The following is a 13,600-nucleotide window of genomic DNA, read 5'->3' on the forward strand; positions in this document are numbered from 1 at the left end:
TCTGATCCCGGTTGAAAATCCGTTTGTGACAACGCATATCCAAGTCACTTTCCTTCAAGGAGATTGATGAGATGAGCGAAACAAACACCCAGAAGACCGCCGAAAAGCATGAGTTTAGTGCCGAAGTCGGCCGTCTGCTGGACCTGGTGGTCCATGCCCTTTATTCTGATCGTGAGATCTTCCTGCGCGAGCTCGTCGCCAACGCCGCTGACGCCACGGACAAGCGCCGTTTCGAGGGCCTGACAGACAGCGCTCTGGCGCTTCCGGAAAATGCGTCCATCCGTATCCATCCGGACAAGGCCCAGAAAGAGCTGACCATCTCCGATGACGGCGTGGGTATGACCCACGACGAACTGTCCCAGAACCTTGGCACGATCGCCCGCTCGGGAACACGTGCCTTCGGTGAGAAGCTGAACGCCGCCAAGCCGGAAGACCGCCCCAGCCTGATCGGCCAGTTTGGCGTCGGCTTCTACGCGGCGTTCATGGTTGCGGACCGTGTGGACGTCACCTCCCGCAAGGCTGGCTCCGATGAAGCCTGGACCTGGTCGTCCGACGGCAAGGGCTCCTTCACACTGGCTCCTGCAAGCCGTGCCACCCCCGGCACCGACATCGTCCTGCACATGAAGGATGATGCGGACGAGTTCCTCGACAGTTGGCGTCTGCGCTCCATCATCCGCAAATGGGCGGATCACATCTCCTGGCCCATCACCCTGCGCGAAACCAAGGAAGATGGCACCACTGAAGACCAGGCTGCCAACGAAGGCACGGCCCTGTGGAGCAAGCCGAAATCCGAGATCACGCCTGAGCAGTATGCCGAGTTCTACCGGCACATCTCCCACGCTTTCGACGAGCCCTATGCGACGCTGCACTGGCGTGCGGAAGGTGTGACCGAATTCACGGCCCTGCTGTTTCTCCCCAGTGCCCGTCCGTTCGACTTCATGGAACAGTCCCGCGAAAGCCGGATTCATCTCCATGTCCGCCGGATGTTCATCACCGACGAAGCCGAACTGGTCCCGAACTGGATGCGTTTCGTGCAGGGTGTCGTCGATACCGAAGACCTTCCGCTCAACGTTTCGCGTGAAATGCTTCAGGCCACCCCGGTTCTGGCCCGCATTCGCAAGGCCGTGACCAAGCGCGTTCTGACCGAGATCGGCAAGCGCGCGAAGGAAGCCGACAGTGGCTTCAACACGTTCTGGGAAAACTTCGGAGCCGTCATCAAGGAAGGCCTGTGGGAAGACGCCGAACACCGCACGGAAATCGCCGGTTTCGCGCGCTTCCATTCCACCCACGGCGACGAACTGGTCACGCTGGACGAGTACGTCTCGCGCATGAAGGACGGTCAGGACGCCATCTATTACCTGACCGGTGACAATCTCGACGCGCTGAAATCCTCGGCCCAGCTTGAAGGCTTCCGCGCTCGCGGCCTCGAAGTCCTGCTGCTGTCCGATCCGGTGGACGGCTTCTGGCCAGAGCGTCTGTCCTCCTATCAGGAAAAGCCCCTTCGTTCCGTCACCCATTCCCATGGCGATCTGGAAAAGTTCGAATCCACGGATGCCGATACGACCGAGGCCGCCGATGTCGAAAAGCTGGTCCCGGCTCTCAAGGATGCGCTGGGCGAGCAGGTCAAGGACGTTCGCAGCACGGTGCGTCTGACGGGAAGTGCCGTCGTCATCACCTCTGACGGGGGCCCGGACCTGACGATGCAGCGCCTGATGCGCCGTTCGGGCCAGTCCATGCCCGCCATGCCGCCCATTCTCGAGATCAACCCGAAGCACCCGCTCATCAAGGCCCTGGCCGAGCGTGTTGCAAAGGGGGAAAGCGTCAAGGACTATGCCAGCGTCCTGCTGGATCTGGCCCGCGTTCAGGAAGGTGAGCCCCTGCCCGACCCGACCGGCTTCGGCCGTTCGCTCGCAACGCTGCTGGCTGGTCCCGCCGCGGAGTGAACCCGGATCTGAACGGACCCTGACGTTCGTTCCTGTCCATCGAAAGGCGAGGGAGGCATCCCTCGCCTTTTCTTTTTGCGCCGCTCCTGTGAGATATGGAACGCTGTGCATGACTGAAGGAGAAGCAGACCCGTGATCGACGATTTCCGCTTTGGCCGCATTACGGTAATCGGCGACCTGCTTCTGGACCAGTATGTTTCAGGCGGCGTCAGCCGGATTTCACCAGAGGCTCCGGTCCCTGTCGTCCTGCATGACGGCCTGCGCTGCGTGCCGGGAGGAGCGGCAAACGTGGCAGTCAACGCCGCCGCGCTGGGAACACACGTCCATCTGATCGGCCTCGTGGGCGAGGATGACTCCGCTGCGCGGCTGAGGGAAACCCTGAAGCTCTGGCCCACCATCCAGACGGATGGCCTCGTGGCATCCTCCGACTGGACCACCATCACCAAGACCCGCGTCGTCAGCGGCCGTCAGCAGATCGTTCGCATCGACGTCGAAAAACTGATCCCTCTTTCCGCAGCAATCCAGCAGCGTCTCATGGAAGAGGCCCTCCGCGCGATTGCCGTTTCCGACGTGCTCGTCTGCTCCGATTACGCTAAGGGCGTCCTGACGGATGAAGTCCTTCAGACCGTTATCGCGGCCGGTCGGGAAAAGGGCATCCCCGTCATCGTCGATCCCAAAAGGCGGACACTGGAAGCCTATGCGGGCGCAACACTCGTGACGCCCAACCGCATCGAGGCGGAACAGGCCAGTGGTCTGCCGGCCCGCACGGATGCCGAAGTCCTGAAAGTCGCGCACATCCTGTCAGACCAGTTCGGCGGCGATGTCCTCGTCACCCGTTCGGAAGACGGCATGACGCTCTGGCAGCGCGATGCGAAACCGCTGCACGTGGCCAGCCGCAAATCCGAGGTTTTCGATGTATCCGGCGCCGGAGATACGGTCGTCGCCACGGTCGCAGCCGTGCTTTCCGCCGGGCAGACGCTCGAAACGGCGGTCGTGATCGCAACCGCTGCTGCCGCCCTGTCCGTCAGCAAGTTCGGCACGGCCACGGTCTCGCGCGAGGAACTCTCGCGCGAACTGCTTCAGGAAATGCCCGAGACAGGCGCTCTCGTCCCGGTCGAACAGGCGGCCCGGATCGTGGAGAGCTGGCACCGCCACGGCGCGAAAGTCGTCTTCACCAACGGATGTTTCGATCTGGTCCATCCGGGCCATGTCAGCCTGCTTCAGGCTGCCGCCCGCGAAGGAGACCGGCTCGTCGTGGCACTCAACACGGACAGGTCCGTCAGCCGCCTTAAGGGCCCCACGCGCCCTGTCCAGAAGGAGGAAGCCCGGGCCCGCGTGATCGGCGCCCTGCGCTCGGTTGATCTCGTCGTGCTGTTCGATGACGACACGCCCCTCGAGGTCATCCGTACCCTGAAGCCGGATATTCTCGTCAAGGGCGCGGACTATACGGAAGACCAGGTGGTCGGCGCCGACGTGGTCAAAAGCTATGGCGGCAAGGTCGTGCTGGTGGACCTCGTGGAAGGGCAGTCCACGACCCGCCTCGTCAGGGGCATGCAGTCAGCCCCGACCTGATCCCCCCAGCCGGACGGCACCACGCGAAAAGCGCTGCCGGACTTCCCGTGGAGAGGCCCCGAATTTCTGCCGGAAGCGCCGGGAGAAATGCGCGGCATTGCGGAAGCCGTGGTTCAGCGCAATCTGCGCGATCGGCAGCGCATCATGGGCCGGGTTCGTCAGATCGGCATGAATCCGTTCCAGCCGGCGGTTGAGGATCCAGCCCGCGACAGCACCCTCTTCCCCGTCGAAAAGCTGGTAAAGCGCCCGGGTTGAAATCCCCGATGCCTCCGCAATGCTCTGCGGCGTCAGATCATGTTCGTGCAGGCGCGTTTCGATGTAATGGCGGATGTGCTTCTGCCGATGCCGCCGCCGCCCCGCCACACTGACCTCCAGATCCAGACAGTCCAGGATCGTGGTGATCAGCAGGTCCGTGACATGCTGCAAAAGGCGCTGGCGGGTCTGGGGAATCGTACCCTCCAGAACCCCGGCTTCCAGCATGGACGCGGCCGACAGCAGAAAAGCGCCCGGTCCCCGGTCCATATTGAAAGCCAGAGGCGGCAGCCCCGACAGCATGGGAAGATGTCGCAGCAGGATGTTGCGGGTGACGCTGAGCAGAAAGACATCCGCCGTGGGTTCAACCGCGGGAGGCAGCGTCAGTGCCTGAAACTGGCGCTGGTCCAGATACAGCCGACCCGTCGATTGCCGGGACAGTACCAGAACCGTCCGATCCTGCTCCAGAATATCCGCAATGGCCGGTGACAGGGCCGTGCTGAGACGTACGACGACCGGATTCATCCCGCGCGGAGAAGCCGCAAGTGTAGCCAGCGGAATGATACGCTGTGCATTCAGGGCACCAAGAGGTCTGTCAGTCACGACCGGGCTCTGGGAAGAGAAGTGGGAATGCCGTTAAACACCATTTTCAGTAGTAAAACCAAGCGGGACAACCATGACAGGATGGCTATATGAAAAATTCATATGAATGAAAATAGTCATATTGTATTTCATACTGTTTCTTCGCGTGGCATCATTAAGGGGCGCGAAAATTGTCTAAGCCCTTACAGTAAATAATTTTTTAAAAATGGAATTATAGTTCTATCAGGCAGGAAATTTCTTTTGATTGATTTAATATATACCCGTGATGGGTAAAAAATAAGACCTGCGTTTTCTCGGAAATCTCCGCCAAAATCTCCAGACCAGCCGCCGTCCGCTCTTCATCGAACGTCACGAACAGATCGTCCGCAAGGAATGGCAGACGGATTCCCCGATCCAGAGCCTGCTCGACGGACGCCAGACGCAGCGCCAGATAAAGCTGGTCCCGCGTGCCTTCGCTCATGGCATGAACCGGCACAAGCGCCGTGTTCCCGGGCCCTCTTCCGGCCAGAACCAGCCCGTCCGAGCCGTCCTCTTCCGTCGCAAGCCCCTCATACCGTCCCAGCGTGAGGCGTGAAAACAGCACCCCGGCCCGCGACAGCAGCGGCCCGTGTGCTTTCTGTCGCCCCTGCTCCACCAGTCGCGACAGCATCAGATGCTGGAGCCGGAGCGAGACATAGCGGCTGGCCCGCTCGGCGATTTCCGCCTCCGTCTCCTGGATTTCCTCTGCGGTTTCATGCACGCCCCGCGCGTTTTCCAGTTCCGCCAGAACTGCGCGCGCCCTGAACAGACGCTCATCCACTTCCGACCTGCGTGCGCTCAGCGCCGCCGTTTCAGCCTCGATCGCCTCGAAATCCTGCTCAAGCTGCGCCGGATCCGTCCCGCGCGCTTCCTCCAGAAGCTCTTCGAGCGATCGCCCATTGCCAGCCTGCAAAATCTGATCGCGCAATTCATCGCGTTTTTCACAAAGCCCCGCACGCTCCCGTGCCCGTGACAGCGCGTGTCGCAGATCATCATCCTTCCCAAGCCCCAGCAGGGACCGCACGGGCGCCAGTTCCGCCACCAATGCCGACATTTCCAGTTCCGCCTGCGCGATCTCGGCCGCCAGAGCCGCTTGGTGCTGCAAAATCGACTGTCGCTCCTGCTCGCGTGCCAGTTCCTGCGTCAGGAACCGCTCCAGGTCCGCCGCATGGCCCTGCCCGTAACGCTGAAGGAACGCTTCCAGCTCCCTGTGGTAAGCCGCAATATCGCGCGCATCGGAGGCCTGATCCTTCTGCTCGTTTTCAAGCCGCTGCCGGATCGTGCGCGCCTCCCGCACATCCTGCAGATCAACCCGCTCCGCCCGGCCCGGATAACCGCAGCCCTGACATGCGACCGCCCAGTCCTCTTCCCACTGCGCCCGGCTGAGATCCAGTGCAGACAGCGCCGCCCTGTCGCGCGCCAGATCCTTTTCCAGCCGCCCCCGATCCGCCAGCCGGTCCGCCTGCCGCCGGGCGTCGGCCTCGTCGCGTTCCAGCAGGGACGCGGCCTGCCGGATCTGAACCGCCAGCCGGTCCGACGGACAGTCTTTCACGAAAACCCGCAACCGCCGGTTCATGTCATCCCGGCTACCCGTCGCCGCCTGCGCCTGCATCCGCAGGGCCTGCAAAGCCTCTTCGGCCGCCAGAGCCGCCTGACGCCGCCCGATCCAGACCTGAAGCGGGGCAGGTGGCAGCACCGGCGCTCCGAACCGCTCCAGCAACGCCGCCCATGCGTTGCTGCGCCGATCCAGTTCCGCTTCGGCATGACCGGTCCTGCGCCGGGCCTCCTCCACCCGGAGCGCGAGATCCTCGCCCTGACGCGACAGCGCCGCCAGTTGCGCCGACTGCTCGGCATGGGCATGACGCCGATCCGCCAGACTGTCCGCATTCTGGACCAGAACCCCAAACGCCTCCCGCATCGCACAAGGCGGACAGGTTTCAGCGCGGAAATGCCCCTCCATGTCCTGCCACAGCCGGTCGCGCTCCTGCCGTGCCGCGGAAAGCTGCTCATACGATACAGCCTGTCCGTCCTCTTCCAGCCGCCGACGCCGCTGCGCCAGATGCGCGATCTCCGTTTCGGCCGCCTGTTCCTCGTCCCGTGCCGCCCGACGCTGCTCTTCAAGCGCCGCCCACAGACGCGCCTCTTCCTCAATGGCCGCCATGTCCGGCACAGCGAGCCCCGCCAGTTCGGTCCGCCGGTCATCGCCTTCCGCACTCCAGGGGCGCAGCGCGCCATAAGCCGTCGCTGTCAGATCCTCCTGCCGCGCGATCTGATCCGCCAGACCGTCGATCCTGTCATCAAGCGCTCCAAGACTTCTCGCCTCATCCAGTTCCAGCCGGAACAGACGCAGACGGTCCATCCCAGACGGCCCTTCCGTTTCCAGGGCGGCTTCGGGATGAAGGGTTTGCAGAGCCTGTTCCGTCTCCTGGATCCGGGCCCGGAGATCCTGTTCCTGCGTCTGCAGCAGGGCCCGCGCCTGAAGCCGCTGCTCCAGATCGTCCAGTTCCGCCATTTCGGGCAGAACACCCGGCTCGCATCCATGCCGGGTCCAGAACTGCTCAAGCCAGATTCCGTCCCGCATCAGCCGCGCCTGACGTTCTTCCGCTGCGGCTTCCAGACGCGCAACCAGAACGCCCCGGTTCAACAGCGCCCTGATCCCGGCCTCATCAGCCAGAACGGAATGCCGCTCTCCGAGGCTCTCGACCTGTTCCGATACCGTTTCAAGTTTCTGACGCGAGACTGAAACGCCATGCTCGTCCCGGCGCAGCGTCTCAAGGATTTTCTCGATCCGCACACAGTCCTGAATCGTGAGGTTACAGTCCGGAAATGACGCGATTTCCATTTCGGTTTCAACAAGTTTCTGAAACGGAACGGACGTCATTTTCAGGCGTGCGTTGGTTCTGCGGCGCGCGCCAAGAGTTTTTTCCTCTTTTTCGCAAACGGCTTTTTCTGTTAAGGAAACGGAAAGTTCCTTATTCGCAATGGAGAGCTGTCGTGCCGTAGTCGTGTCATTGCGCAGGGTTTTCTGAAGGTCTGCGAGTCTCAGCCGTGCCTGCTGCAACGCCGACCGCGCCCGACCGGATTTCCATTCCGAATTGACATCATCCTGAAGAGACGCGGCCAGCTTCCCTACGCCTTCCAGCCCCAGACCGGCCGCGAGGATCTGAAGCCCCGCATCGTCCTTCAGCCGGCGCATTTCCTCGCCACCCTCCCTCAGCCGCGCATGATCCAGCGCCCAGGCCGCCTCGAACCCCTTCGCGTCCAGGCCCCCCAGCCAGGTCCGCAATGGCAGATCGTCCAGAGCGGTTTTATCATCCGCCGCATAAAGCGTCTGGTTACGTCCCCGACGCCGAACGCCTTCAAAAATTGCCCCGTCCTGCTCCAGACACGCCCCGACCCGAAGCAGGGAGGCCGCCGTCATCCAGTCCCCGGCGATATGATGCGGAAACCCGAACAGGAAATCCCGGATGGCGCAGAGCGTCGTCGATTTTCCAGCCTCGTTGGGGCCGTAAATGACATGCAGATCCCGCGCACCTTTCGGAAAGGTCAGCGTGACATCCTGAAATCCACCATAACGCAGAAGGTCGAGACGCTCGAAACGCATTATTCCGTCTCCCCCACCAGCCGCGCCCGCAACGCCGCCCGCGCCTGATCGAGTGCAAACCGCCCCTCCGGCATGAGACTTTCCCGCTCCACGCAGGAGGGCAGGGCGGAGAAAAATCCTTCAAAGGCTTCGGGCAGGGACGCCAGAAAATCCTCGTCCTGCATCAGTTCCTCAAGCGCCAGATCCAGCTCGCGCGTCTCCGTCACCCCGGGCCGGTGTGGTGGTGCGGACGTTTCATTCCGGATTTTTTCCAGCGCGATCCCCACCATTCCTTGGGCTCCCCCCTGCGCCAGCGACACCGCAATGCCCCGCAGATCCTCTTTCCAGGTCTGGGACGCGCACAGCCGGTCATGCAAAACGCTCTGTCCACTCAGCACGATCCGCGCAATGACCGTTCGCCCTCCCGCATCGGAAAGAGCCTGTTCCATCTCCCGTCGCGCCGCCCCGAGAACAGCATCCATGCCCTGCATCCCGCTGATATCCAGCTCCAGCCGACACCAGCGTACGACATCGCATTCCACGAATTCGACAGATCGGACAATCCCGTCCTCAACCGTCACCAGTGCGCATCCGCACGGTCCCGTCTCCCGCGCATGGCGTCCCTGAAGCACACCCGGAAACACGATCCACGGATGTTCGCAGACAATTTCGCGCGCATGGACATGCCCCAGCGCCCAGTAATCATACCCCCTGGCCGACAGCGTTTCGACGGAGCAGGGCGCATAGGTCTCATGCGCGCCATATCCCGAAAGCGACGTATGCAGCACTCCGATATTGAAACACCCCGCCACGGGCGCCGGATAATTCCGCGTCATGTCCTGCGTGACATGCCGGTCCCGGAAACTCTGCCCATGCAGCGCCACGCCCAGTTCGGGCCAGTGAAACGTCTGCGGTGCATCATAGGAAAAATGGTCGATCCCGTCGGGCAGGGGCAGTTCCCGCGCAATGACCGACTGGGCATCATGATTGCCCGAAAGTGTCACGACCCGGATCCCCGCCTGAACCAGTCGGCTCAGCGCCCGGACCATATAAAGCCCCGTCCCCACATCCTGCCAGGACCCGTCATAAAGATCTCCGGCCAGCACGACGAAATCGACTTTTTCGGTGAGTGCCGTCTCGACAAGCCGGTCCAGCGCGCGCCGCGTGGAGCCGCGGATTTCCGCCTCGGGAAGTCCTTCGTAACGGCTCAGCCCCCTCAGGGGGCTGTCGAGGTGAATGTCAGCAGCGTGGAGGAAGCGGAATGAAGACATGCGGGAAGTTTACGCCCTCCCGGATGTCTTGCAAGCGGTGCGCTGTTCTCAGGCCGCAGCCAGGTACTGGGATACGATCTCCGGCATCAGCCCTTCGAGCGCCTCCGCCGAGGCCGCCTCCTCGTCCTTCAGACACTCCAGCGCTGCCGCATCCTGCGTAAAGCCAAGCTGCTGCGCCAGCACGATCAGGACCTGAAGGGACGTGATCTGATGCGCGCGATACCCGCTCGCTGCCAGCACGTTCTTCAGAACGTCATGCTCCTCGCCCCCATGCAGCAGCCCCGAGACGGTACTGAGAATGGACGAAACCGTCTCATGTGGAACCGGGGCAGGATGCCCATGCCGGGACAGAAGGATCGTGATCTCCCGCGCATGGCTCCGGCTCATCGCCAGATCCTGCTCCATCCGGCGGCACAGCCCCGGATACTGCTCACACCCCGGCAACTCGGAAAGCGCCGTCTCGATGGCCTTGGAGTCAATGGACAGGTGATCCCGCAGGGCATCCAGATAGATGTCCAGAGCTGATCTGACTGCCGTTTTCGTTCTGCCCACCGTGGATCCTTTTCATCTTTGGCGTGGTCTTAAATGGCCATATTGCCGGGTGGAGTGCAAGTGCGCAGAGCCTTCCCGGCCGGGCGTTCCCGGTCATGAAAAACCCCATGCCGGAGACCGGCATGGGGCATTCAGTTCCAGCGGATTCCGAAGGATCAGAAACCGGCGCTGATGGAACCCGTCGCGGCGAACGGAGCCGCGATGGCATAGGTTGGTGCCGTGCCGCGGACCGTGGTGCCGAAGATGCCGCGTGTTGCTACGGCATTGGTCTGCAGGCCGAGCGGGAAGCCGAGATAGTGCTTGTCCGTGATGTTGGTCAGGTTGAACTTGATGTTCGGTGCCTGCAGGAAACCGACATTCTTGAAGCGGTATCCGACCGAGATGTTCATCTTGACGTAACCGGGGATGTGTTCGTCGTTCATGAAGGTGGAATACTGCTTGGCGACATATTTCAGGCTGTAGGCGCCGAACAGGTTGCCGTCATCATAGTCGAGGTTGAAGCCGACCTGATATTTCGGGGTTTCAGGCGCGAACTTTCCGCTGGTCGGCAGATAGTCGATATATTTGCCGCTACCGCCGCGCAGGTTGCTGGTCGTCCGTGCATCGACATATTCGAACGAAGCGTAAGGACGGATATGATAGAAGATCGGCCGCGTTCCGATTTCCGCATCGATACCGTTCGTGCTCTGGCCACCGGCATTGATGTTGCCCGTTGCGTAGTTGCTGCACGTCTCGTTCAGACATTCACTCTGCGAGAAGAAGCGGTTGGTGAAGTTGTAGTGGAAATACGTGACCGAGGCCATGACCGTCGGACCCGTATAACGCCAGCCTGCTTCCTCGGAAATGGAGATTTCCGGTTGCTGGTTGGCATTGCCCTGCGTGGAATATCCGCCCGGCTTGTAATAGGCACCAGCGTCGAACAGGGAGTAGTTCGTCGGCATGCGGAAGTTGGTCGAACCGGAGATGAAGACCTGCATTTCCGGATTGATCTGGTAACGGATCGAGGCCGTTGGCAGGGGCTCGTAATACGTCTTGTTGATGTACGGTCCCGTTGAGGTGTCGGGCAGCATGTTCTGCGCATCGCGGGTGACGATGGCGTATTTCAGGCCGCCTTCGATGGTCAGCTTGTTGTGCAGCAGGGAGAGGCTGTCACCGATGAACATCGTGTGGACGCGTGTCTGCGTCAGGTTGGCGCGGTACTGATAGGTCGTGCCGTCGTTGAACACATAGTTCGGCCCACCGCCCCAGATGTCCCAGGGCGTGCCATCAGAACCGATGCCCGTGGCGGGCGCGCTCTGGATCTGCTTGGAATATTCGAACCAGTAACCAACCATGAGGCGGTTGACGCCGGTGGTCAGGGTCAGCTTGGTTACGGCGCCCGGACGATACGTCGTCGTGATGGACGGTTCATAAAGCAGCGTTCCCTTGGCGACGGTCTTGCCATCCAGCGTGCCGTTCATGGACGTGGCACCCCAGCTTGTGGGGGCGGCATAAGCCCCGCCGCCACTGCCGCTGCCGTACCAGAAATACGGGGTTTCGGTCAGCACCAGGTGATCCGTCAGCTTGAATGTGGACGGAGCACTGGCATAGATGTTGGTGAACGGGTTCTGGTGGAACTTGTAGTAATCGGCGTCGTTCGCTGTGGTCTTGCCGGTCGGGTCCTTGTAGACGCCGTTATAGACCGTGTTGGAAACCGTAGTCCCCGCTGCATTCTTGTAGGATGCGACGTACTTGTCCTTGACGCCAAGTCCGTAGGCGTCCCACGACGCCATGTTCACGGAGCGGTTCAGGTAGTTGTACAGACGGTTGCCGACGATCGCGAGAGAGACGCGGTTGCCGTCACCCCAGTCGTTCACGAACTTGGCTTCGGCATGCAGCTTGCGGTTCGTCGCCATGGAGTGGACGGCGTCTTCGGTCGCGTAGGAGCCGGAGAAGTAGGCGCGCAGGTTGGTCTGGCCGATCTTGCCGGTGTCGAGGCGCAGGAAGCCGCGGGTGTAAGCGTACGACCCGTAGGAAACGTCGAACGCGCCGCCCTTCTTCATCTTCGGATCGATCATGTACATGTCGACCACGCCGCCTGTGGCGCTCAGATGCGGGCTGTCGAGATCGGCGGAACCCTGTGCGAGAGCAACCTTGCGCAGGTTCTCGGAATCCACGATTTCTTGGGAATAGGTCTGGAAGGAGCCGACGTCGTTGATCGGGAAGCCTTCAAGCGTGAAGCCCATCTGCGTCTGGTCGAGACCGCGGGCGCTCATGTGGCTGCCCGTCAGACCTGCCGGATCGGAAGATGAAACGTTTGCGCCCGGAAGCAGTGCTATGAGCTGCATCGGGTCCTGACCGGGGGCCTGCTTTTCGATGTAGTCGCGGGAAATGGCGGAAACGGACTTTGCCGCATCCTGTTTCTGCATCAGACCACCGCCGACATCGCGGCGTGTTACACCATCGAAATAGGAGCGGTGACCGCTGACGGAGACATGTTCTTCATGTTCGTCTGTTGGAGCCGTATTGCCCATCATGGACGGGGCGGCGGCAGCAGCGACTTTCGTGGGACCCTTCTTGGTGGAAGGGGCCGTGCTGTCTGCGGGTGCGGCAAAAGCCGACACCGTACCAAATGCAAACAGGGCCGAAGTCGAAAGCAGGCGAGCAAGGCGCATCGTATTTTCGGTCTTTCTCGGTCAGGTGAACTTTCAGCCGAGAAAAAGCATGAGTGAAGGCCCTATTTCAATCAGATGTGGAGTGATACATTATGACATGAAGAGGGTATGGCAATTTAGTCACATTTCTCTGCCGTAACGGCCCTCAAGGGCAGGAAATCCATCAGTCATTATGACATTTGCAAGACATTCCGCATTTTTATGGAGGCGGATCCTGTCAGGATTTCAGTCTGCCGGACGCAATGCTTCGTCCACACTGTAGATCCGTCGAATCCTTTCTGCCTGCGCAACTGTCGGGACAATATCGTGACTGTTGCCGTTGAGATGGGGAATGATCTTTCCCCGCAGGGCCGGAATCAGGTCAGGCAGGGCCGAGATCCTGTCCATTGGAAAAAGCTGATCGACCGCAAGCCGGCCGTTACGATCGCAGACATAAAGGGCCTGGGGGCGGAACACATGGTCCATGTCATAGACTGACGAACGGGATTCCACATGGGCGATTGCATCGTCCAGCGTATGGAGCGAGCGGTAAAGTGCATTGACGGACGGATGGATCCGGACCCGCGACGTGCCGCCGCGACGGGCAAAGGCCCAGGCGGAGACAAAACGCTTCACGGGATCGCGCCAGATCGCAAAGCTGGGGAGGGTGCGGCACAGCGCGGGTGCGACATGATGATAATAGCGCCATGTCTCATGCATCATGATCCCGCCATACAGCAGGTCACAGATCGACGTGCCGCCGTTCTTGGGAACATGGATGAACATCACCCCGGCCTCCCGGATCCGCGCGAGGCGCTGGAGGCGCTTGCGGCCCAGCGGCAGGCGCAGGCGCAGATCGGCGGCCCGGGCATGGACGTCGTTGTACTGCCGGACCCGGAAGGCGGTACACAGCAGGCGCTGGGGAAGACCGGGTTCCTCTGCTGTTGTGCCAGTGTGTCCTGCCGGAAGGGGACAGTCCGGGTGAAGCGTCCGGGCAGCAGAAGGGGCCGTCATGATCGTGTCCTGATCCTGTGTCTGGTGGCAGGAACACTGACGGTGGGGCATGGGCGAGGCAAAGGCCGGATTGTAACGGAATGAAAGCCATGTTGCAGGGCTGTACTGTGTCAAATCGGTCACGAATGGTCTTTTGTATTTGACTTGCCCTGCCGGGGG

Annotated in this window: 8 protein-coding genes; 2 read left to right on the forward strand and 6 right to left on the reverse strand. The window is 61.4% G+C overall.

The window, feature by feature from the left end:
* The first annotated feature begins 71 nt into the window (after nucleotides 1–71).
* Nucleotides 72–1,943, forward strand: coding sequence for a molecular chaperone HtpG (gene htpG, locus ABF859_RS05280; protein ID WP_415526738.1), 1,872 nt, complete (start codon nucleotides 72–74; stop codon nucleotides 1,941–1,943).
* Between the two features lie 132 nt (nucleotides 1,944–2,075).
* Nucleotides 2,076–3,515, forward strand: coding sequence for a D-glycero-beta-D-manno-heptose-7-phosphate kinase (gene rfaE1, locus ABF859_RS05285; protein ID WP_415526739.1), 1,440 nt, complete (start codon nucleotides 2,076–2,078; stop codon nucleotides 3,513–3,515).
* On the opposite strand, the gene ABF859_RS05290 is transcribed toward rfaE1, so the two are convergent.
* The 6 genes from ABF859_RS05290 to ABF859_RS05315 all read right to left on the reverse strand — a co-directional run bounded on the left by ABF859_RS05290 (nucleotide 3,501) and on the right by ABF859_RS05315 (nucleotide 13,564).
* The gene (locus ABF859_RS05290) at nucleotides 3,501–4,370 is read right to left on the reverse strand and encodes a helix-turn-helix domain-containing protein (protein WP_415526740.1); all 870 of its coding nucleotides are present in this window, start codon (nucleotides 4,368–4,370) and stop codon (nucleotides 3,501–3,503) included. The genes rfaE1 and ABF859_RS05290 overlap by 15 nt on opposite strands.
* A 211-nt stretch (nucleotides 4,371–4,581) precedes the next feature.
* Nucleotides 4,582–7,992: an AAA family ATPase gene (locus tag ABF859_RS05295; protein ID WP_415526741.1), complete on the reverse strand. Its 3,411-nt coding sequence runs from the start codon at nucleotides 7,990–7,992 to the stop codon at nucleotides 4,582–4,584.
* Nucleotides 7,992–9,242 carry a metallophosphoesterase family protein gene (locus tag ABF859_RS05300; RefSeq protein ID WP_415526742.1) on the reverse strand — a complete coding sequence of 417 codons (1,251 nt, stop codon included), beginning with the start codon at nucleotides 9,240–9,242 and terminating at the stop codon, nucleotides 7,992–7,994. Before ABF859_RS05300 ends, ABF859_RS05295 begins: the two co-directional genes overlap by 1 nt.
* Before the next feature lie 48 nt (nucleotides 9,243–9,290).
* Nucleotides 9,291–9,794, reverse strand: coding sequence for a DUF892 family protein (locus tag ABF859_RS05305; RefSeq protein ID WP_415526743.1), 504 nt, complete (start codon nucleotides 9,792–9,794; stop codon nucleotides 9,291–9,293).
* Between the two features lie 155 nt (nucleotides 9,795–9,949).
* Nucleotides 9,950–12,448, reverse strand: coding sequence for a TonB-dependent receptor (locus ABF859_RS05310; protein ID WP_415526744.1), 2,499 nt, complete (start codon nucleotides 12,446–12,448; stop codon nucleotides 9,950–9,952).
* Between the two features lie 225 nt (nucleotides 12,449–12,673).
* On the reverse strand, nucleotides 12,674–13,564 hold the full coding sequence (locus tag ABF859_RS05315) for a hypothetical protein (RefSeq protein ID WP_415526745.1): 891 nt from the start codon (nucleotides 13,562–13,564) through the stop codon (nucleotides 12,674–12,676).
* Nucleotides 13,565–13,600 lie beyond the last annotated feature (36 nt).

Origin of the sequence: Gluconobacter sp. (genome assembly GCF_047722525.1) — a bacterium.
In the GTDB taxonomy this organism is placed as follows: domain Bacteria; phylum Pseudomonadota; class Alphaproteobacteria; order Acetobacterales; family Acetobacteraceae; genus Gluconobacter.